At 72.1% G+C, this 21,397-nt stretch carries 17 protein-coding genes and 1 pseudogene; 2 read left to right on the top strand and 16 right to left on the bottom strand.

The genetic code is table 11. The features are described from left to right. Positions 1–135: 135 nt before the first annotated feature. The 4 genes from WMF45_RS51130 to WMF45_RS51115 form a co-directional block, all read right to left on the bottom strand. Complete coding sequence (locus tag WMF45_RS51130) at positions 136–945, bottom strand: metallophosphoesterase family protein (RefSeq protein ID WP_437714785.1); 810 nt, start codon at positions 943–945, stop codon at positions 136–138. 6 nt (positions 946–951) lie between these two features. Then, positions 952–1,917 (bottom strand): diacylglycerol/lipid kinase family protein, encoded by a 966-nt coding sequence (locus tag WMF45_RS51125; RefSeq protein ID WP_437714783.1) that lies wholly within the window; start codon positions 1,915–1,917, stop codon positions 952–954. Between the two features lie 185 nt (positions 1,918–2,102). After that, positions 2,103–3,875 (bottom strand): sensor histidine kinase, encoded by a 1,773-nt coding sequence (locus tag WMF45_RS51120; RefSeq protein WP_437714781.1) that lies wholly within the window; start codon positions 3,873–3,875, stop codon positions 2,103–2,105. 203 nt (positions 3,876–4,078) lie between these two features. Then, positions 4,079–6,121, bottom strand: a complete 2,043-nt coding sequence (locus tag WMF45_RS51115) for an SUMF1/EgtB/PvdO family nonheme iron enzyme (protein WP_437719674.1) — start codon at positions 6,119–6,121, stop codon at positions 4,079–4,081. Here WMF45_RS51115 and WMF45_RS51110 point away from each other — a divergent pair. Together WMF45_RS51110 and WMF45_RS51105 are read left to right on the top strand one after the other, a co-directional pair. Continuing rightward, on the top strand, positions 6,065–6,859 hold the full coding sequence (locus tag WMF45_RS51110) for a hypothetical protein (protein WP_437719693.1): 795 nt from the start codon (positions 6,065–6,067) through the stop codon (positions 6,857–6,859). The genes WMF45_RS51115 and WMF45_RS51110 overlap by 57 nt on opposite strands. Positions 6,860–7,087: 228 nt before the next feature. Continuing rightward, positions 7,088–7,744: a hypothetical protein gene (locus WMF45_RS51105; protein WP_437714780.1), complete on the top strand. Its 657-nt coding sequence runs from the start codon at positions 7,088–7,090 to the stop codon at positions 7,742–7,744. A 67-nt stretch (positions 7,745–7,811) separates the two neighbouring features. Here WMF45_RS51105 and WMF45_RS51100 read toward each other — a convergent pair whose 3' ends face one another. From WMF45_RS51100 to WMF45_RS51045, 12 genes and pseudogenes are all read right to left on the bottom strand, one after another. Next, positions 7,812–8,660, bottom strand: a complete 849-nt coding sequence (locus WMF45_RS51100; protein WP_437714778.1) for a mechanosensitive ion channel family protein — start codon at positions 8,658–8,660, stop codon at positions 7,812–7,814. Positions 8,661–8,744: 84 nt separating this feature from the next. Then, on the bottom strand, positions 8,745–9,401 hold the full coding sequence (locus tag WMF45_RS51095) for a hypothetical protein (RefSeq protein WP_437714776.1): 657 nt from the start codon (positions 9,399–9,401) through the stop codon (positions 8,745–8,747). A gap of 301 nt (positions 9,402–9,702) precedes the next feature. Next, positions 9,703–10,005 (bottom strand): annotated as a pseudogene (locus tag WMF45_RS51090) (hypothetical protein); the annotation flags it as partial. Between the two features lie 402 nt (positions 10,006–10,407). Continuing rightward, entirely contained in the window at positions 10,408–12,075 is a 1,668-nt protein-coding gene (locus tag WMF45_RS51085; RefSeq protein WP_437714774.1) for a cytochrome-c peroxidase, read from the bottom strand. Between the two features lie 413 nt (positions 12,076–12,488). Next, positions 12,489–12,764: a hypothetical protein gene (locus WMF45_RS51080; RefSeq protein ID WP_437714772.1), complete on the bottom strand. Its 276-nt coding sequence runs from the start codon at positions 12,762–12,764 to the stop codon at positions 12,489–12,491. A gap of 324 nt (positions 12,765–13,088) precedes the next feature. Then, positions 13,089–13,955 (bottom strand): carbohydrate ABC transporter permease, encoded by an 867-nt coding sequence (locus WMF45_RS51075; protein WP_437714770.1) that lies wholly within the window; start codon positions 13,953–13,955, stop codon positions 13,089–13,091. Beyond that, a complete protein-coding gene (locus WMF45_RS51070) occupies positions 13,952–14,833 on the bottom strand; it encodes a carbohydrate ABC transporter permease (protein ID WP_437714768.1) in 882 nt (293 codons plus the stop codon). The genes WMF45_RS51075 and WMF45_RS51070 overlap by 4 nt, the downstream gene beginning before the upstream one ends. Beyond that, the gene (locus WMF45_RS51065; protein WP_437714766.1) at positions 14,830–16,131 is read right to left on the bottom strand and encodes an ABC transporter substrate-binding protein; all 1,302 of its coding nucleotides are present in this window, start codon (positions 16,129–16,131) and stop codon (positions 14,830–14,832) included. The genes WMF45_RS51070 and WMF45_RS51065 overlap by 4 nt, the downstream gene beginning before the upstream one ends. A gap of 17 nt (positions 16,132–16,148) precedes the next feature. Continuing rightward, the gene (locus WMF45_RS51060) at positions 16,149–17,258 is read right to left on the bottom strand and encodes an ABC transporter ATP-binding protein (RefSeq protein WP_437714764.1); all 1,110 of its coding nucleotides are present in this window, start codon (positions 17,256–17,258) and stop codon (positions 16,149–16,151) included. 9 nt (positions 17,259–17,267) lie between these two features. Then, positions 17,268–18,071 carry an HAD family hydrolase gene (locus WMF45_RS51055; protein ID WP_437714763.1) on the bottom strand — a complete coding sequence of 268 codons (804 nt, stop codon included), beginning with the start codon at positions 18,069–18,071 and terminating at the stop codon, positions 17,268–17,270. A gap of 246 nt (positions 18,072–18,317) precedes the next feature. Further along, complete coding sequence (locus WMF45_RS51050; RefSeq protein WP_437714761.1) at positions 18,318–19,649, bottom strand: aspartate kinase; 1,332 nt, start codon at positions 19,647–19,649, stop codon at positions 18,318–18,320. A gap of 139 nt (positions 19,650–19,788) precedes the next feature. Continuing rightward, positions 19,789–20,970, bottom strand: a complete 1,182-nt coding sequence (locus WMF45_RS51045) for a YkgJ family cysteine cluster protein (protein WP_437714759.1) — start codon at positions 20,968–20,970, stop codon at positions 19,789–19,791. Between the last annotated feature and the right edge of the window lie 427 nt (positions 20,971–21,397).

Genomic DNA, 21,397 nt, shown 5'->3' with positions numbered 1-21,397 from the left:
GGGCGAGTTCTTCATGCGGGGCGGGGCCAACGTGACCCCATGCTACACCGCGGCGCGCAGTGCGCGAGATTCAAGCGAGCGGCGTGGCCGCCGCGCGCAAAGGCGCAAAGGCGCAAGGAGAAGACTCTCTTTTGCCTACGCCGCCTGCACCCAGCCGCGCGACGTCTCCTCGAAATGCTCGGTGCTCGCGATCCCGAAGAGGCCGCCTTCCGGCTGCCAGAAATACCGCTCGATATGGATCTTCCTTCCATCGACGCGGATCGCATTGAAGGCGTTCTGCTCGCCCCGGCCGCGCGTGGAGGTCGCGGTCCCGGCCTGGACGATCAGCGAGGAGTGGCCGCCTGCGTCGAAGCGCTCCGCGGAGTGCCCCGTGTGGCTGAGGTGCAGGTGCCCCGACAAGATGACGTCGACGCCACAACCCGCGATCGCCGCCATCGCCTGCCTCGCACGCCCGACGATCGCGTGGGGCGAGCTCTCGGGCAGATCGAACGGGTGATGCGTCACCACGATCTTCGTGACCTCGGGCCCGAGATCGCACATCCTCGCCTTGATCCCCTCGACCTGCCGCGCGTTGATGCGCCCATCCTTGATGGTCAGCGAGCGCGCGGTGTTGATGCCCAGGACGGCGATCTCCGCGTCGAGGTGGAACGGCGAGAGGTCGTCCGTGATGTGGCTCCGGTACCTGTCGAGCGGGCGAAAGAACCGGTCGAACAGGTTGTAGAGCGGGACATCGTGGTTGCCAGGCACCACGATCTGCGGCGAGGGCAGCGCGTCGAGGAAGGCGCGCGCCTCGGCGAACTCGGCCTCGCGCGCCCGCTGGGTCAGATCGCCGGAGATCACGACCACGTGCGGCTCGAGCCCCCCTATCCCGTCGATCAGCGGACGGAGGATGGCCTTGTCGACACGGCCGAAGTGCAGATCCGACAGGTGCACGAGCGTGCGCACGGCGCCTCACCCCCCCAGCGCCGCGACACGGCCCGCTCGATCCTCCTGCCGCCGCGAGCCCACGCGGAGCTCGGACGACAGCGGCACGATGACGCGCAGCGCTGCAGGCCGCACGCGATAGCAGAGCGGCGCCGTCATCCTGAGGACCTCGCCGTCCGCGGCCACATGGAGGCTGCGGTGGGGCGCCTCCACCCGGAGCTCCGTCGTTCGTAGGATGCTGAAATCGCTCGATTGATGGATGCGCCCGACGGCCGCGCTGGCGATGAGCTTGAGCGTGGAGAGGCGGCTCTCCGCGTGCGCCACGCAGACGCCGAGCTCACCCGAACACGGCGGGCGCTGGCGGCCGATGTCGACGTCGCCAAGCTTGAAGTCGTTGTTCGCGACGAACACGAACGGCGTCTCCAGCTCGACCTCCTGCCCATCCAGGACGAGCCGGAGACGGACGCGCTCGTGCCGCCGGATCCCCGAGACGGTCGACAGCGCCAGGGCTATCCACTTGTTGAGCCCACGCCGCTTCCGGAGCGCCTCGCGGGCGCGCACGATGCCCGGGTAAATGCCCAGCGTCGAGTTGTTCACGAAGACTCGGCCGTTGACCTCGCCGACATCGACCCGGACGCGCCGCCCCTCGACCAGCGTGCGCACGGCGCCCTCTAGAGCCAGCGGAACGCCGAGGTGCTTGGCAAAATGGTTCACCGTGCCGAGCGGAAGGACACCCATCGTCTTGTCCGTGCCGGCGAGCGCGGCAGCGACGGTGTTCACCGTCCCGTCGCCGCCGCCGGCCACGACGAGGTCGCAAGGCCCCCGCGCCACACGGCGGGCGAGCTCCCCGAGCTGCTGCCCCTTCTCGGCGCACAGCACCTCCGCGGCGAGGCCGCTCTCTTTCAGGAGCTCCCCGAGCCGCGCGCGCTGCGCCGCCGCGCGGTTCGACCGGGAAGAGCAGTTCAGGAGGACCGCCATGGATCGATGCTTCACCGTCGCGCTCCCGGCATGGGGCAAGGGCCCATGCCCACCCGACGGCGAGAAAGCAGATCGCGCGCCACCGCCCCGTGGCGAGCAGCCCCGACGCTCCGGCTCCGTCAGGCGGCGCGGAGCGTGGCGGATTGCCACGCTCGCCTCGCGCCGCGCCACAGCCGGCGCTGCGCCACAGCCGGCGCGCCTCAGCGCATGCCGAGCCCGCCGTCCGTCTCCATCCGAGGCCAGGTGAAGAAGAACGTGGCGCCGGCGCCCTGCTCGGACTCGACCCACACACGCCCCCCCTTGCTCAGCACGATCTTCTGGACGATCGCGAGGCCGATGCCCGTCCCCTCGATGTTGTCGCGCGCGTTCAGGGTCTGGAAGATCTCCCATACCTTCCCGTGGTATCGCGGGTCGATCCCAGGCCCGTTGTCCTTCACCGAGAACTCCCAGACATCGCCCAGCACCCGCCCCCGTACATCGACGCGCGCGTCGGGGCGTTCGGCATACTTCAGCGCATTGCCGATCAGGTTCAGGAACACCTGCTCCAGCGGGATCCGCTCGGCGAGCAGCGTCGGCATGCCCGTCGCGACCTCGATCGACGCGCCCGCAGGGACCGTGAGCAGAGCGACGACGTCCTCGAGGAGCTTCTGGACGTCCACGATCTCGGGCTTGTCGCGGAGGCGCCCAGCGCGCGAGTAGCGCAGGATCCCGTCGATGAGCGCCTCCAGCCGGACCACGCGCGAGCGGAGGAGCTCCATGTACTGGCGCGTCTCGGGCGTCGCCTTGTCCACGAGATCGTCCTCGATCCACTGCGAGAGGTTCGCGATGGCGCGGAGCGGCGCCTTCAGGTCGTGGCTCGCCACGTAGGCGAAGCGGTCGAGCTCGTTGTTGCTCCGCTCGAGCGCCTGGATGAGCTGCTGCGCCTTCCGGAACAGGTGCGCGTTATCCATCGCGATGGCAGCCTGAGCCGCGAGGCCGACCACCAGCTTCTCGGCCCGCTCGGTGAAGACACCCCGCTCGGAGTGCCCGAAGAAAAGCCCGCCGATGACATGCCCCGAACGGGAGGCCACCGGCACGGCAAGGTAGCTGACGACAGGCAAGTGGCCCTTCGGCATCCCATGGTAAGGGGGGTTGTTCCCGTAGCGCGGGTCCTTCGTGACATCGTCGAGCCGCACCACGCCCTCGCCGTTGAAGGTCGGCGCGAACACGGCCGTGTTGCGCGGCATCGGGAACCCGGAGAAGTGGTCTCGGGGCACGCCGGAGATGGTGTAGAGCATGTAGCTCTTCCCCTCGGCGTTCGTGACATTGTAAAAGAACGCGCCGAACTGGGCGCCGCTCAGGCGGGTGGCCGCGTCGGTCACCGCCTGCACGAGCTTCTCCAGATCCAGCTCGGCGGCGAGCTGCTTGCCGGCGCGATTGAGCAGCTCGAGCGTCTCCCCTTCTTCCTGGAGCCTGTCCTCCGTCTGCTTGCGCTCGGTGATGTCGAGGACGATCGCCCCCACACCCATGACGGGCCCGTCCTTCGCCCGCACAGGCGCGTAATTGACCAGCCAGGAGCGCGGTCGCTCCGACGCCCGCGTCGTCCCCGTCACCTCGGCGGTGAACGCCTCGCCCGTCTCCAGGACGCGCCGGAGATTGGGGACGATCGCGTCGCTCATCTCCGGGAGCAGCTCGGGGATCGTCCTGCCGAGGTGCGCCTCGAGGGGGATCCCGTTGATGTCGGCCAGCGCCTGGTTGAGCCGCACCACGCGGAGATCGCGGTCGATCACCGCCAGCCCCGCGGTCGTGGCCTGGAAGAAGGCGTCGACCAGCGCGCGGTCCGCGGGGGACTCGTGCGGCGCAGGGCGCTCCTCATCGAGCCGCGCACCCCCCGCCTCGCCGCGCTGCGGGGGCGCCGCCGCCGGCTCTGCCGCCGCGGGCGAGGCCGCCTCGGAGAGCTCCGCCGTTTCTTGACGCGAATCCGTGTTCTCCATGGACCTCGTGGACACAGGCTGTCCCCACGACCTTAGCGCTCGAGTGCAAACGCGACATCCGCCGTCTGTCGCCGTTTGTCGCCGTCTGTCCCCGTCTGATACCAGGCCGTTCCCCGGCGCCAGCGCTGCGATGCGGGCTCAGCAGTCCAACACGGCCGATCGCCGGGTCCGACCGCATCCCCCTGCGCGCCGGCGACCGCCGGCTACCCGCCGGCGACGGCTGGCCGGGCAAGACGGAAGCCCACGGCGCTGAAGCGATCCTCCGGGCGCGCGGCGAAGCGGCCTGCCGCGCGGCACACCGCGGGGGGCCCGGAGCTCCACGCGCCCCCGCGGATCGAGCGGAGCCCCGGAGCCGCCGCGTCCGCTGGCTGGAGGCGCGCGATGCGGTCGACCACCGTGGGGCCGTCGGGCATCCACAGCTCGGCGCACCAGTCGCGGATGTTGCCCGCGAGGCCCCGGGCGCCGTGGGGGCCCTCGTCCGTCGGATGGTCGTCCACCGGCGCCGGGCTCGCGGGGCCAGGGCGGCCCCCCACCATGCAGGCCCACGTCGGCTCGGGCTCGTCTCCCCAGGGGAAGAAGCGCCCGTCGACGCCGCGCGCGGCCTTCTCGCGCTCGAGCTCGCCGACGAGGCGCCACGACGCGCCGGTGCGCGCCTCCAGCCAGGACGCGTAGGCGACGGCGCTGCGCCAGTCCACCGAGGCGACCGGGTGCCGCGCCTGCTCCGCGCGCGCCTGCGGGCCGAGCACGAAGCGCCCGTCCCCGTCGCGCGCGAACAGCGGGATGTCCACGTCGCCGGCGATCGCGCGGGCCGCGCGCGGGCACGCCGCCGCGGCCTCCGCCTCGCGCCCGCGCGCGAGCAGATCGTTCAGGAAGGCGAGGTACTCGGCCTGCGTCACCGGGTGCCGCCGCACCACGAAGCCGTCGACCCAGATCCGGCACGCCGGCAGGCCGTCGCCGGCCTGCGGGTCTCCGCCGGCCGAGAAGAAGCCCGCCGGCACATAGACGTCCTCTTCGCCGAGCGTCTCCGAGGGCAGGAGGGGCACGACGAACGGCTCCGCGCCGCCCGGACGCACGCCGTCCCAGTGCTCGCCGCGGCCGATCTTCACGGGGTACGACGCCTCGCGGTACCCGGGCGCGCGGATCGAGAGCAGGTAGCTGCCGCGCGCCAGCGGGACCTCGCAGAGCGGCGTGTGACCGAGGAAGCCCTGGGGCTCGGCGCGAAGCCGGCGCCCCTGCTCGACATAGCGGAGCAGCCAGACCTGCGCCCCCTCGGGATCGGTCCGCAGCGAGAGGGCCCCGGTGCCGCGGAGCAAGACCGCGTGCCGCTCGCGCGCGTGCGCCCTGAGGAACGCCTCGGCGCGCGCCGCGGCCTCGGGGTCGCGGGCCTCCTCTGCGGCCCGCAGATCGGCCAGGTGGGCGTCGGCGAGCGCCGCGTGCGCTTCGTCGAAGTCCGGGGCCTCGTTGAGCGCGGCGCGGAGCTTCTGGTGCCAGGTCGCCTCGTCCAGGGCGGCGGCCCGGTCGAGCGCGCGCGCCTCGTCCTCGAGCGCCCAGCCCTGCGCCTTCTCGGCGGCGGGCGCGAACGAGTCGAGGCGCCCGAGCACCGCCTTCGCCTCGGCCCGGAGGGCCCGGGCGCGCGCCCGCAGGCCCTCGATCTGCGGCGCCAGCGCGCGCGACTCCTCGACCAGGGCGCGCGCCCGCTCGCGACGGCGGGCGCCGTCGAGGAAGCCGCGGATCTCCGCGGCGAGCACCTCGGCGCTCGCGTAACGCGAAGGCGGCTCGCGCGCCATCGCCCGCTCGCAGATCGCGATGAGATCCCGAGGGATCTGGTCAGGGCACCGGACGGCGAGGCGCTCCGGCGGCCGCTGGGCCACCTGCGCAAGGACGGCCAGCGCCGTCCCGCGGAACGGGGGCTCGCCGCAGAGGAGCTCGTACAGGACGGCCCCGAGGGCGTACACGTCGCTGGGGGGCCCGAGCTGCTCGGCCTCGCCGCGCGCCTGCTCCGGGGGCATGTAGACCGGCGTCCCCAGGACCAGGCCCACGTGCGTGTGGTGGCCGCTGTCCGGGAGCGCGCCCGCCAGCGCCCCGCGCGCGGTCGCGCGGGCGATGCCCCAGTCCATCACGAGGACCTCGCCGAACTCGCCGATCATGACGTTGTCAGGCTTGAGATCGCGGTGGAGGACGCCCTGGCCGTGCGCGTACGCGACCGCCTCGCAGACGCGGACGAAGACGTCGAGCCCGCGGCGCAGCGCCTCGGGCGAGGGCCCCGCCTCGCCGTCGCGCTCGACGCGGGGACGGAGCTCGTGTTCGGCGGCGACGCCGAGCGCTGGACCGTGGAGGAGGCCGGCGCGCCCGTCACGAGCGCGCGGGCCGAGCTCACCGGCGAGGTGCGCCCGGCGGAGGAGGGCCTGCTCGCGCTGCCGGACGCCGCCGACCCCCGGGTGACGCTCTTCGAGGACCAGCACGGCGTCTGGCAGATCGAGATCGACGGGAGCACGCGCCCGGCCGTGGATCAGGAGCGCATCGAGGCCGGCGGCGCCTGGGTCCTGCGCGTCCCGCCGCAGGCGCTCGACGCCGTCGTGCCCACGACCGCGTCGAGCGCGGCGAGCCCCAAGCTCCTCGGCCTCACCGTCCTGCGCTTCGAGGTGAGCCACGACGAGGAGCACATCGCCGTCGCCCTGGTGCAGGGGGAAAAGGTCATCCAGCTCGCCGCGCGCGCCCACCACGAGCTGCTCCTCATGCTGGCGCGCTCCCGGCTGCGCGACCGGGAGACCGGGCTGCCCCCCGCCGAGCGCGGGTGGCGCTACGTCGATGACCTGCTCGGCAAGCTGCGGCTCGACCTCCATCACCTCAACGTCAACGTCTTCCGCGCCCGCCAGCAGCTCGCGCGCGCGGGCGTGCTCGACGCCGGCTCGCTCGTCGAGCGCCGGACGACGTCGCGGCAGATCCGGCTCGGCACCGAGGCGGTCGAGGTGGTCCGGTACTGAACATCGGGTCGCGGCCGGAGCCCACCGGCCGTCGCGCGTGACCGCCTGTCATCGACGCCGCGGCCGGGAGGATCCAGGTTTCCTTTCGTCGACGCCGGGCGAGGCCGCGCGGGTCGCGCGTCGTGAACACGCACGCGCGACAGCGCCGCCGCCGGAGCGCGGGCTGGGCAGGGCCCGCGCGCTGCGATCGACGCTGTCGTGATCGTCATCCCAGGAGAGAGCGCAACCATGAGCAACGATGCAGACTCAACGTTCGGTGCGCCCGCCGCTGGCGCTTCCATCTCGACGCGCAGCCCGGCGAAGGCCAAACCGGGCTCCGGTGTGATCGCCCAGATCCCGCCGGACGTGAGGCTCAGGATCTTCTCGAACGCGGATCTCGTCCGGATCGTGACCCTCGGGAGCAACGGTGTTTCCAATGGCCAGCTCACCTTCCAGGCGCAGACCGAGTACTGGCGGTGGGCGAGCAACATCACCTTCGCGAACACATTGACCTTCACGTCCGAGGTGATCCCGAGCTTCACGGCGCCGGCGCTCGATGCGTTCCTGGACGTCGTGAGCGCGAGCAACCAGTTCACGGCCCCCCGGAACCCGACCCAGGGCGACTGGACGCAGGGGACGCGCACCGTCCCGGGGACCCGCACCGGGTACCTCTACCGGTTGCCGAGCCCCGACGACAGCCAGGTGAAGATGGGAGTCCTGTTCGAGAAGGACAACCAGACATCGGCCCTGATGGCGGCCGCCTGGTACGTGAAGACGCAGGCGCCGAGCAACGGCCTTGCGTTCAACAAGAAGATCTTCACGAGCACGCTGACCCGGGTGAGCGGCACGCACCCGAACGCCATCGAGGTGGGCACCTGGTACTATCTCCTGATGGGCACGCCCTGACCTCGGGCAGGGGCGAGGGGCGGCGCGGCGGGGTCGCCTCCGGGGCCTCTCGAGCGCGCGCGCCGCCTCAGAGGAGCGGGGTAGAGCGCCGCTCTGGCTCGCGAAGGGGGATATGCGGCTCGCGCTGGGACATCGGGACGACGATCCCCTCCGTGTCGAGCCGCTCCTTGAAGTGGCGCGTGAGCTCGAGCCGCACCGGGAAGAAGTCGGCGGGGAGGGTCCAGGCGCGGACGAGCAGGTTGACCTTCTCGTCCGCGAGCTCGATAACGTCGACCGACGGCGCCGGCGCCGGCAGCACGCGCGGCTCGTTCGAGAGGACGTCCCGCAGCGTGGCGACGGCGTGAGCGATGTCGGCGGTGGCGCTGACGCCGATCGTGAGGTCCATGCGCCGGCGCTGCGCCCGGGTGAAGTTCTGGATCTTCGCGGACCGGACCTTGGAGTTCGGCAGCGTGATCGGGACGCCGTCGAAGCTCGTCAGCTTGGTCTGGAACACGTCGATGGCGTCGACGACGCCGGAGGTCCCGTCGACCTCGATCGCATCGCCGACGTCGAACGGACGGAGCACGAGCAAGACCAGCCCGGCGGCCACGTCCGACAGCGTGTCCTTGAGGGCGAGGCCGATGGTCAGACCCGCGGCGCCGAGCACGGCGAACAGGCTCTTCGTGTCGACGCCGAAGCGCTCGAGCACGGCCATGGCGGTGACCGTCAAGACAGTGAGCCGACTTACGCTAGCCAGCAAGGGGACGAGGGTCGCGTCGATCTGCGTCCACTGCTTGCCGATCGACCGCACGCTCCGCGCGGCCCAGGCCGCGGCCGTCCACCCGACGATCGCGATGAACAGCGCGCTCGCGACGCCGGGCCCGTGGCTCTTCAGGAGCTCGATCGGCGTGCCCCACGTCGGAATCCCCTGCTCCACTGCGCATCCTCCTCGGCTTCGACGCCGCGCGCGGCGCCGCGCGCAGCCCTGCGCCGGGCTGTCTCCGCGCGCGGCCGGCGGGCGTCAACCCGCGAACGTGACGAGGCGGCGGAGCCGCTGCGCCGCGAGCTCCACGCCGTTCACGAGGCCCCGGAGGAGGTGGGCGGCGAGGTCGTCCTTCGCCGCCCGCGTCGCGCGCATCGGGCGCGCCGCGAACCACGCGAGCTCGTCGGCGACCGCCTCGACAAGAGGCCTGCGCATCGAGAGCCAGCGCGCGCACCACGCGGCGAGGGGCGCCTCCCCCTCCACGGTCGCGACGTACTGGAGCAGCTCGACGAGGTCGACGCCGTGCCGCATCCCGAGGAGCGTGCCGCGGTAGGACCTCTCGGTGCTGAGCAGGTGATCGGCGAGGTGATCGCGCAAGGCCGAGAAGGCCTCGCCCACCATGCGGCCGCCCGCGCCGATGGGCAGCCCGCGCTCGCGGAGGAGCGGGCGGATCTCCGACAGCGCGGCCTCCGCGTGGGTCGAGACCGCCCGCATGGCGTGCGCCGGCGGCACATCGCCGAGGCGCTCCGCCTCGATCCGCGGATGGATCATCGCCGAGCGCTCCGTCTGAAACAGCTCCCGGACAAGGGTCGTGAGGAACTCGCGCCCTCTCCGGCTCTCTACCTGCGGCCCGGACTCGTCGCCCAGCAGGCCGTCTTCCCCATTCGTCGCTCCGTTGCTCTGAAGTTCCTGCATGGTCGCCCCCTCTCCTCTTCTCGCCGGGGCGTCAGGACCCGCTCGCGGTGCGCCGCGCTCCGGCCTTCGCCCCCGAGGTCGTCTTGCGTGAGGCCCCGCTCGCGGCGCGCCGCGCTCCGGTCTTCGCCCCGGAGGTCGTCTTGCGTGAGGCCCCCGCCCCGCCGCGGCGGGCCGTGCCCTGCGCCGCGCGGGAGCGGCCGCTCGTCGACGTGGCCGAGGAGCTCCGCGAGCGAGCGCTGGACGCGGCGCTCTTCTTCGCCCTCGCCGGCGCCTTCTTCGCGGCCGTGGTCCGTCCGGCGCTCGCCGCGGCGTTCCGCTTGCGGGTCGCCGCCGCCTTCTTCGCCGCCGCGCTCCTCGCGGCGGCCGGTCGCGCCTTGGACGCGGCGCCTCCCTTGCGGCCCCCCTTTTTCGCCGGCTCCTTGTTCACGGGCTTGCCAACCCCCGATCCCGACTTCTTCCCCCCGCCGGTCATCTTGTTGACGGTCGCCCAGGCCCGCCGCTCGGCCTCTTCCTCGGAGACCCCGCGCTTCTCGTACCCCTCTTCGATATGCTCGGCCTGCCTCTTCTGCTTGGTCGTGTAGCTGGATTTGTCGCCCCTAGGCATGGTGCCCTCCTTGCGCCTGCTCCACCTCGCGGGTCGGCAGCTTCGTCGGAAACGCCGGCTCGCCCCGTCGTGAGAGCGTGAGAATCGCGAGATCGTGTGAACGTGCGGACGTGCGGGAAAGACAGACCGTGCGTGTGGCCCGGGTCCATCGAGCCGCGATGTCGGTTGCGTCGGTTGCGTCGGTTGCGTCGGTTGCGTCGGTGGTGATGGACGAGCAACGGCTGTGCCGTCGGAGAGCGCGGCGCCGGTCGACGGCGGCGCGTCCGGGCCGGGCGCCCCGTCACACGCGGTTTCCCCGCTCCGCCGGTTGCCGGGTGATGGGGGCTCGTATCGTGGCAATCGGCCCCGGATGTCGAGGAACGCCTCGGTCGTACCGCGCGAGGAGCGCGGCGTGCCGGAGGCTCAGAGGGACTCGAGGTACGCGACCAGATCGTCGAGCTGCGCTGAGGTCAGGCCGGAGACGTCACCGTGCTTGTCGCCTCCGCACAGCGGATCGAAGCGATCGCGGAGCGTCGCCGCGCAGCCGTCGTGCATGAACGGCGCGCGCCCGGAGATGCCGAGGAGCGAGGGCACCTGCAACCGCTCGCCCTTGCCCACGTCCTCGTTCCGGTTGTTGGTGAGCATCGGGCCACCGTGGCAGTCCGCGCAGGCCACCTTCTTGTCATGGAAGAGCACCTCGCCCCGCGCCACGGCGGCGTCGTCCTCGGGCGGCGACGCCGGGAAGGCGGGCAGGCTGTCGAGGTAACGGGCCATCAGGTCGAGCCGCCGGGCGCCGGGCTGCTGGCCGCCCATGCGGGAGACGAACACCTCTCCCATCAGGCCCGCGAGATCCTGCAGATCGCCGCTCCAGTGGAGGGGCGCTGTCTTCAGGATGCCACCGCCCAGCGCCTGCGTCCGCCGCAGGCCCACGGGATCGAAGTCCCACGTCCGCCCGTCCTCGTGCCCTTCGGGGTGGCACGACGCGCACGCCACGGCGCTCACGGCGTTCGGCGGGCGGTGGAACATCTCGTGTCCGGTGTCTTTCACGCTTTCGCCCGGAAGCGCGATGATGCGCCCGCCGAGCACCTCCAGGGCCGCCGGCTCCCGCAGCTGCACGACGATCTTGTCCTGGCCGTCGAAGGCCACGGCGACAGGCTGCCCGCTCAGCGCGTTCGCGGTGACCTCCGGGCTGCAGCCGTTCATCTCGGCGTCGCGCTCCAGGTTGTCGACGGTCGCGCTCACGACGCTGCGTCTGCCGGCCGCGACGATGGCCATCCGCGCGCCGTCGGGCGTGACCGCGATGTCGACAGGCAGCGAGACATTCGGGATCGCGGCCGCGGGCAGCGAGGGGATCGATGTGTCAGGAACGTCCGCCGGGTCGATCCTGCTGACCGCGGCGTGCACGATGTTCCCGTCGCAGTCGGCAGACTGGTAATAGCCGCCCGGGCTGAGGGTGACCTTCGACGACATCGCGCGCTGGTGCACCATCAGCGCACCTCCGCCCGCGAGCGGCGCCATGCGCCAGGCCACGGACGGCGCATACTCCGAGTTGGCGAACCCGTTCGAGTAGAAGACGGGGAGCGTGCGGCGCGAGAGCACCGCGCCGTCGGGGCCCACGACCAGCGTCTCCGCGGACCTGAAGCGGCTGACAAGGAGCCGGTCGCCCTCGACCACGACGTCGCGCAGGTCGGGGGCGAGGCGGAGCTTCCGGACGGCGGGGCCGCCGGAGGCCGGGAGCGTCACGAGCTCGCCGCCGGCGCAGGCGACGTGGATGGCGTCGCTCGCGGCGTCGTAGGCGACCCCGCGCGGCGCGCGGCAGACCTCTCTGCGCGCGATGACCGACCGCGCCTCGACATCGAGGGTCACCACCGCGCCGGCGCGCCGGAGCGCCACGTGAACCCGGCCGCTCGCGTCCTCGACGAGGCGCCCGGGCTCGTCGCCGCGCTCCAGCAGGACCGCCGCCGGCTCGCCGCCCTCGAGATCGACGATCCAGACGCGATCGCGGTCGGCGTCCGCCGCCACCGCCGTGCGACCGTCGCTGGCGACGATCAGCGTTCCGCCGCTGATGGCCGGCGGTGGTACCTCCGTCACCGTGATCTCCTGATCAGGGTCACCGACATGGGCCCCGGCCACCGGGTCGGGATCTCCCGGGCCGCACGCCGTGAGAGCTGACGTGAAAACGCCCGTGGACAAGAGCACTGCCACGACAAGAGAACGAGAAAGGCGCAGACGCATGGGTTCCTCCGTTCGCCGCGCGCGCGAGCTCAGCAAGAAGGATTCCAGGCAGATGTCGAGATTTGGACGGCGGCGATCCCCGCGGGCGGCGCGCCGTCCGGAGATGGGAGCGGGAACGGGTGTTCTCGTGCGAGGCACGAAGGGCGTCACGCGCCGCGCACGCCGGGGGGGCGCTCGACCCTGAGGTCGCGACGGCGCCACGGAGGGCGCCGAGCAGCCGGCTGGATGGAGGCCCGAGCTCGGGAGGCCCGAGCTCGGGAGGAAGGCAGTCAGCGGTAATTGCCGTATCCCAGCTCGTGCTCGATCTTGACCAGCTTGTTGTACAGGCCAATCACGAGCAGAGATGGCGCCCACTGGCCGATGAAGTTCGCGACCTGCTTCTTGCCGGCCAGCATGCAGCCGGCCGAGACAACCATCGAGCCGATCGCCAGCCCGAGATAAGTGCCGGACGGAATCCTGCCGGTCCTCTCCTCGATCTTCGTCGTGATCTTGCCCTCTTCCTTCTGGACCATCTGCTTCTGCATCATTGGCTCGGTGGTGGTCATCGTGGCTCTCCTTCCGCAGCGCCTGGCCGGCGCTGCCGTGGCCGGCGCTGCCGTGGCCGGCGCGAGCCAGTGCGACGACCGGGCCAGAAAAGAGGGCGTCCGGACGAGAACAAACCGCGCAGCGCTCTCTTCTGCCGAAGGCGCGGCGGCGCGCTGTGCCCTCCAGTCGACCGCCGCCGGAGCGAAGCGCAGGGGGCGGCGACAGCGACGATGGCAGGGCTCGATCGCGCCCGACGCTCACTGCCACGTCGATGCACACGCCGGCCCGGTAAACCGCTCGATCGCTGTCCTCCGGCGCCGGGCCTGCCCGGGCGCCCGCGCCGCTCAGATCCGCGCCGTCACCGCCCGCAGGATCTGCCGCTGCGCCGCCGCGAACACGAGGAGCACAGGCAGGCTCAGGATCACGTTGCCGGCCATCACGAGGTGCCAGCGGACCCCTGTCCCCTGCTCCCGGAGGAGGGCGATCGCGAGCGGCAGCGTGCGTACCTGGTCGTCGGTCGTCATGACGAGCGGCCAGAAGTAATCGTTGTAGTGAAAGACGAAGCTGAACAGGAACAGCGCCGAGAGCGTCGGCCGCAGCATCGGGCCGAGGATCAGGTAGACGATCCTGAGCTCGCCGGCCCCATCCATCCTCGCCGCCTCGATGATCTCGTCAGGGACCGAGAGCAGCGCCTGGCGCACGAGGAACGTGCCGAGCGCGCTCACCCCGAAGGGCAGGATCAGCGCCCCGAACGTGTTCACGAGGCCGACCGAGCCGAGCATCGTGAAGACCGGCACGAACGTGACCTGCGCCGGGATGAGAAGGCACGAGAGCACGATGACGAACGCGGCGCTCCGCCCCACGAACCTGAGCTTCGCGAGCGCATAACCGGCCGGGAGCGCGAGGGCGATCTGCAACAGCGCGATGGCCGTCGCCATGAACACGGTGTTGACGAAATACCGCATCACCGGCACCGCCTGGAGCACCTCGCGGTACGCGCCGAGCTGGAAGGCCTGCGGCAAGGGGTAAGCCGGAGCGCGGGTGATCTCGGGCAGCGTCTTCAGCGAGGTGATCGTCATCCACGCATACGGCCCGAGCCACACGATGGCCACCACGACGAGCACGGCGTCCGAGACGAGGCGGCGCGAGCGCGAGGTCGAGTGCGCGTTGAAGAGCCCCGCGCCGGCACCGCCGCTCTTCCCCGCCGTCACGACGGCCGCCTCCCCTGGCGCGGCGCGCCCGCGCGGAGCGCCCAGAGCTGCAGGACCGTCAACAGGAGCAAAAAGACGAAGAAGATCACGATCATAGCGCTGGCCCGGCCGACCCGCAGGTTCACGAAGACGTGCTCGTAGATCGCGTAGACGAAGAGGGTCGTCGCCTTGACCGGCCCTCCCTGCGTCATCACGCGGATCACGTCGAACGCCTGAAAGGAGAGGATGAGGCTCGTCGTCGCCACGAAGGCGGCGCTCGGGCGGAGCAGCGGCCATGTCACGTGGCGGAACCGCCGCCACGGGCCGGCGCCGTCGAGCGCGGCCGCCTCGTGGAGCGCGCGGGGGATGTCCTGGAGGCCGGCCAGGAAGATGACCATGGCATAACCGGTGATCTTCCAGACGCTCACCGCGGCCAGCGCGAGCAGCGCCGAGCGGGGATCGCCGAGCCAGCTCATGGTCGGCAGGCCGAGCCAGCGGAGCGCGACGGTGAAGAGCCCCTCGGCGTCGAGGATCCACATCCAGAGGAGCGCCACAGCGACCCACGACACGACATAGGCGCTGAACACAGCGCCACGCACGAACGCATAGACCGGCCCAGGGCGATCGAGCGCCACCGCGAGCGCGAGCCCCAGGGCGCCGGAGAGCGCCACCACGACGGCGCTGTAGCCGAGCGTGCGGAGCAGCGTGCCGGCGAGCTCGCCGCTCTCGACGAGGACCTCGTAGTTCCGGAGCCCGACGTACCGCGGGGGCGTGAGCAGGTCCCACGCAAAAAAGCTGTTCTTGGCCGCGAGCAGGAGCGGGACCAGGAAGAACACCGCCAGGAAAGCGGCGGTGGGCAGCAGGAGCAGGTAGGGCGAGAGGGGGTGTTTGGGCTTCATCGCTCGCGCGCCGCGCGGACGGCCTCGGAGAGGGTCTCGGCGGCGTCGCGCGGGGCGAGCACCGCCTCTTCGAGCCGGGGCTGCACCGCCTCGCGCTGGACGCGGAACAGGTCCGGAGACCAGGGCCAGGGCGCGGCGTGCGCGAGCTGGTCCACCGCGACGCGGTCGTTCGGGTGCGCGGCGTAGTAGCCGCCCTGCCGGAGCACCTCGAGGCCGCGGCGCGAGACGGGGATGTAGCCCGTCCGCGTCGCGAACGAGTTCGCCTGCTCCGGCTGCATCATCCAGCGCAGGAACGCGAACGCCGCCTCCTGCGCCGCCGGCGCGGCGCCCCGCGGCATCACGAACATCGTCCCGCCCGTGGGCACCGAGGCGCGCACGTCGCGCGGCAGCGGGGCGGCGCCGACCTCGAACTTCCCCGCGCCCGCCTGGCTCGCGTTGTCCTCCAGGTATCGAAGGAACGCTGTCGAGGTCCAGATCATCGCGACCCGGCCCGCCAGGAAGTCGGTGTTCGTCACCTGCCACGCGTTGTAATCGCGCCCGGGCGGCGGCTTCATCGTGCGGTCCTCGTGCACGAGGGTCTGCCAGAACCGGAGGGCGCGCACGCCCGCCTCCCCGCCGAGCGTGGCCGTGCCGTCCGGGGCCACGACGTCGCCGCCCGCTTGCCCGACGAGCGCCGCCCAGAACCACCAGTCGACAGGGCACTCGAAGCCCCACCGCCGCGTGCTCTCGCCGTCGCGCACGACGAGCCGCGCGGCCGTCGCGCGGAGCTCGTCCCAGGTCGTCGGCGGCGACAGCCCGAGCTCGCGAAACACATCCCGGTTGTAGTAGGCGATCGGCGTCGATCGGTTGAACGGCAGGCACACGAGCGGGCGCTCGCCGCCGCCCACGAACGTCCCCGACTGGCCGAGCGCATCGACCACGTCGAGGTCGCCGCCCGGGGCGCCGGCGAGGAACCGATCGAGCGGCTCGAGCACGCCCGCCTCGGCCAGGTAGGGCACCACCTCGCCGACCACGTGCGTCAGCGCGGGCGCCGCGCCCGCCGCGAGCGCGGTCCGCAGCTTGGCGAGCGCCTCGAAGTAGTCGCCCTGGTACACGGCGTCGATGCGGTAGCGGCCCTGCTCGCGGTGGAACTGATCGACGAGCGACAGGAGCACCTCGCGGTTCTTGCCGCCGTAGGCGAACCACAGCGAGCCCTCGATACGTCCGTCGGGCCCGCGCCGCGCGCAGCCGATCGATCCCGCCGCGGCCGCGGCGAGCGACGCGGCGAGCGCCCGGAGCGCGTCGCGCCGCGAGCGCACGGCGCGGCCTTCCCCGTTCATGACGCCGCCCGCGGCGGGGCGATCCGCGCGCCGGAGGCCGCGTCGAACCAGAGCACGTCGCGCGGATCGAGCCGCGCGCGCACCGCCTCGCCCGGCGCGGGCGTCGCGAAGCCGTGCGCCCGCGCCCGCAGCCGTGTCCCGCCCGCGTCGAGGTACAGGAACGTCTCGGCGCCGAGCGGCTCGGCCACGACGACGCGCGCCTCGACCTCCACCTCGCCCTGCGCCCCCGCGTCGCCGTCCGATCCGCGCCCCGGCGCGACGCGCAGGTGCTCGGGCCGCACGCCGGCGATGGCCCGGTCGGGGAGCGCCACCCCCGGCGGGGCGGGCAGCGAGAGCGCCGCGCCCTCGTAGCGCTCGCCGGAGCGCTCGAGCGGGAGGAGGTTGATCGCCGGCGTGCCCAGGAACCCGGCCACGAAGGTGTTCGCCGGCGCCTCGTAGATGGCGCGCGGCGGGCCGACCTGCTGGAGCTCGCCGGCGCGGAGCACGGCGATGCGGTCGCCCATGGTCATGGCCTCGACCTGGTCGTGGGTCACGTAGACCGACGTCGTGCCCAGGCGGCGCACGAGCGCCGCGAGCTCGACCCGGAGCTCGGCGCGCAGCGCGGCGTCGAGGTTCGAGAGCGGCTCGTCGAAGAGGAACGCCGCGGGGGCGCGCACGATAGCGCGCCCCATGGCGACGCGCTGGCGCTCGCCTCCCGAGAGCTCGCCGGGGCGCCGCTCCAGCAAGTGGCCGATGGCGAGCAGCGCCGCCGCCTCCTCGACGCGGCGCGCCCGCTCCTCCCGCGCGACCCCGCGCATCCTGAGCGGGAAGCCCATGATGTCGCGCGCGGTCATGTGCGGGTAGAGCGCGTAGCCCTGGAAGACCATGGCCACGTCGCGGTCCTCCGGCGCGACGCGGCTCACGTCGCGCCCGCCGATCGACACCGTGCCGCCGTCGGGGCTGTCGAGGCCCGCGATCAGCCGGAGCGCCGTTGATTTGCCGCAGCCCGAGGGGCCGACGAGGACGAGCAGCTCACCGTCGTCGACGTCGAGATCCAGGCCGGCAAGCGCAGCGCGCTCGGCGCTCGGGAACCTTCGGGTCAGGCCTCGGAGCGAGAGGGTGGCCATGGCAAACGCTCAGGTGGCGAGCAGGACGAGCCCGGGGATCGTCTCGGCGACCGCGAGCAGCTTGGGGCTCGGGGAGACCGCGACGGGCACCCGGGCGATCCGGAGCAGGGCGGCGTCGTAGGCGCTGTCGCCGAAGGCCGCGAGCACCGCGAGATCGGGGAAGATGCGCTCGAGGGCGCGGGTCTTCCCCTCGCCGTAGGTCGCGGGCGCGCCGAGCTCGGGGGCGAGCCGGCCCTCGCGGACGGCCGGGGTCATCGCGGCGATGCGCTCGGCTGGGACGCCGAGGCGCGCGACGGCGCGCTCGATCACGGCGCGCGGCGACGCCGAGACGACGTACACCGGGACGCCGCGCGAGCGCGCCCAGTCGAGGATCGGCAGCAGCGCGGGCCGGATCCGCCCGGCGTGGCCCTTCTCCTCGAGCACGCGGTCGACGAGCGCCGCGAGCTCGTCCTCGCGCCACCCCGCGAAGGCCCAGGCCATCATCGCGAAGGCCCTGTCCTCCGGGTAGCGCTCGGCGTTGAACGCCGCGTAGAGCGCGCCCGCCAGCTCGTGCGCGCCGCCCTCCGCGGCGACGCCGAACGCCTCGGCCTCGCGGCGCAGCGCCGCCTCCGCCTCGGGGCGCGCGAAGCGCCCCGCGAGGAACGCCTCGAAGAGGTCGACGCCCACGTCCCCTTCCCAGAGGGTGCCGTCCGCGTCGAAGGCGAGCGCGGGGCGCGTGGCGTACGTGCCGTGCGCGGCCTCGATCCGCCGCAGGATGTCCGTCGTGCTCTCGCGCGGGATCGTCGCGCTGCCGTCGAGGTGTGCCGCCGTCATGGTCTCCCCGGGGCCGGACGCCTGGTCCGACCGAGGCCTACGCCTACTGCGGCGCCCGCGTCGCGTCACGCTTGTCAACGTCGCGTCACCCGGCAGGAACGCCGATCACGTCAAGGATCCGAGAGGAAACAACAGGGAGACGGGGAGGCGAGGAGGAAGAGAAAGAAAAATCTCCCCGTCTCCTCGCCTCCCTGTGAAATCTCTGCTGTTTCTTGAGTTTCAGTCTGTTCGGCGCGCCACGAGGCGTCACCGCGCCTTCTCGAAGAGGGAGTGGTGCAGGACGCCGACCGCGGAGGCGACGTGCGCGTCCTCGATGACCATCGACAGGTTCACGCTGCCCGTGGCGTAGCTCAGCATCTCGACGTTGACGCCGGCCTGGGCCATCGCGTCGAGCACCTGCGCGGCGACGCCCTTCTGCCTGGGCATGCCCTGGCCGACGATCACGAGGGTCGTCCGGTTGGGCAGGACCTCGCAGGCGCCGAACTGCTCGAGCTCGGGGAGCGCGCGGCTGAGCTTCCCGAGGTCGTCGGTGGTCATCGAGATCGAGACCTCGGACGTGGTGATCACGTCGATCACGACCTCGTGCCGGGCCAGCACGGCCAGCACCTGCGCGAGGAAGCCGACCTCGCCGAACATCCGGGTCGAGCTGATCTTGAGCACGACCTGCCGCTCGCGGTACGCGATGCAGGTCACGGCCGGGGACGCGGCGTCGGTGTCGAAGTCGATGACCGTGCCGGGGTGATCCGGCCGGTTCGTGTTGAGCACCCGCACCGGGATGCCCTTCTCCATGGCGGGCAGGAGCGTGGAGGGGTGCAGGACGCGGGAGCCGAAGAACGCGAGCTCCGCCGCCTCTTCGAAGCGCATCGTGGGGATGTTCCGGGCCGTCTTCACGACGCTCGGGTCGGCGGTCATCACGCCGTCGGTGTCGCTCCAGATCTGCGCCTCCTCGGCGCCGAGCCCCGCCGCGACCAGCGTGGCCGTGAGGTCGCTCCCGTTGCGGCCGACGGTCGTGATCTCGCCCGCCTCGTTGCGGCCGACGAAGCCGGTGACGATCGGCACGACCCCCTCGGGGACGCGCTCGGCGAACATGGCCTTGATCCGGGCGTCGAAGCCGGGCAGCGGGCGCGCGCGGCCGAAGTTCGCGTCGGTGATGAAGCCGAGGTCCCAGACGTCGTAGGCGCGGGCCGGCACGCCGCTCCTCGCGAAGAAGTCCGCGATGCAGCGCACGGCCATGCGCTCTCCGAAGCTCGCGATGTAGTCGAGGCTCCTCGGGCTGAGCTCCTTGACGAGGCTGATGCCGCGCAGGAGATCGGCGATCTCCTCGTAGAAGGGCGCGAGGAGGTCGGGCGCGCAGCCGAGCGACTCGGCGACCGCGCGCTGCTTGTTCACCGGGACGGAGGGATCGAACCGCCCCGTGGCGGCGGCCTTGGCGGCGTTGATCAGCGCGTCGGTCATGCCCTTGTGAGCGGAGCTCACCACGACGGGGCGGCGGGCCAGGCGAGCTCTGACGATGTGAAGAACCTTCTCGATCTGCGCGCGGCTCTCGACCGAGCTGCCGCCGAACTTCATGACGATCATGCGCGTGCCTCCATGGGCCAGCTGGGCCCGGTGGGCGCGAGAATAGTCGCGGTCGGCGGTTAGGCGAGCCCGGCCTGACGTTGACGCGAGGTGCTAAGAGCCAGTCGCGGTGGCCGACCCAACCAGGCGGGCGAGGGGCCTATGCCTCGGTCGCAAGGAGGGCCCGGAAGCTCTCGCGCTTCGTGAGCAGGAGCCAGCGCAGGTTCTTCATGAGCGTGCCTTGCTCCGAGAGGGCCGCGTGGCTCAGGAGGACGAGCTCGGCGACGCTGATCCCTTCCCGCACGTCCTCCAGGGAGACCTTGACCCTGCCATCCGCCGCGGCGCGGCAGCGGGCGAAGCGGGAGATCACGACGGTGGCCAGCGAGAGGTCGAGCACGGCCGCCAGGAGGTGCCTCGGCGCCGAGAAGATGTGCCGGCGCTGGAGCACGAGGCGCAGGTAGTCCTTCACGGCGGCCCCCTCGTCGCCGGCGAGGAAGCGATCGACCGTGCTCACCCGCTGGAGCTTGAACGGCCTCGGGACGAACATCATATCGACGGTGCCTCTCCCGAGCATCCAGGCGGCCTTGTTCCCGAAGCTGCGCAGCGCCTGGAGCTCCGTCCACGAGGCCTTCTCGACCCGGTGGGGCTCGCGGACCCGCGACGGATAGCAGAGGTTGCCGAGGAGATAGGCGAACAGCACCCGCGCATAGAAAGAGGGCTTCTTGCGGGGCGCGAGCGGCTCGGGCTCCTCCTTGCCGGCCTGCCCGAGGGCGGCGTCGACCGAGGCGTCCGTCGCGCGCCCCTGGCCCTGGGGGAGAGCGCGCTCGAAGGCCGCCGTCCAGTCGTAGAGCCGGGCCAGCGTCGACGCCGGCGACGCGCCGGTCGCGAGCTGCTCTTCCCAGTGCCTCGCGGCGCGCAGATAAAGCGGCTGGGGGAGGATCACGCCGCTCAGCGTCGCCAGCGCCGTCGACATCCGCTCCGTGTCGCCTCGCTGCTGGAGCTTCGCCTTGAGCTGGCGATCCACGGGCTTGCCGTAGTTGTCGCGGATCGACGGGCACAGCTGGGAGAGCTGCGCGACGACGGCATCCTTCTCGTCGCGGACGAACCCGAACGGGAACGCCTGGCACGACTTCGGGATGTACTCGTGGCCGAACCGCTTCTGCATGCTGCAGAGCATGTCGTCGTCGAGGAAGACGCACTGGAGCTGGCGATCCCGCTCCCGCACGGGCAGCACGCCGCGCCCGAGGACGAGGGCCCCCTCTTCCCCGACGCGCTCCCGCACCCAGGGCTCGGCGAGGTACCGCCTGGCTTCGTCGCCGCTGAAGCGGATGTTCCACGGCATCCGGCAGCACCGAGCTGGGCAGTCGCGGCACTCGAACTTCTGATTCGCGGGGTGACTCGAGGGAGCGATGAGCTTCGTCGCCATGGGGCGGCGGGACCATACAACGCCACGGAGATCGGCGCTCGATCCGGCGTCGATCCCCCGCGTGCCGCGTGTCCATCGCGCCCGGCGTGGCGGAGCGAGCCAGTGGGCTCAGGCGTGGCGACGGCTATCGACGAGACGACGACCGACAAAAAGACAGCGCCGCCGGGGCCTCAGGGGGGCGAAGGCCACGCCGGCGGCGCTGCCTCCCATGAAGCACTGAGCGTGCCATCCGGACGACCCCTAGGAAGTACCCCGAATTGCGGCCATGCGTCAGGGACATCCCCTACAGGTTTCGTTTTTGAAACTTCACGGTCTCAGCATTGAAAGATTGTAAGGGTTCTTT

This window comes from Sorangium sp. So ce448 (genome assembly GCF_051520915.1).
GTDB lineage: Bacteria > Myxococcota_A > Polyangia > Polyangiales > Polyangiaceae > Sorangium > Sorangium cellulosum_B.
The sequence above is the reverse complement of the archived record's forward strand: the minus strand, read 5'-3'. Positions and strand labels throughout refer to the sequence as shown.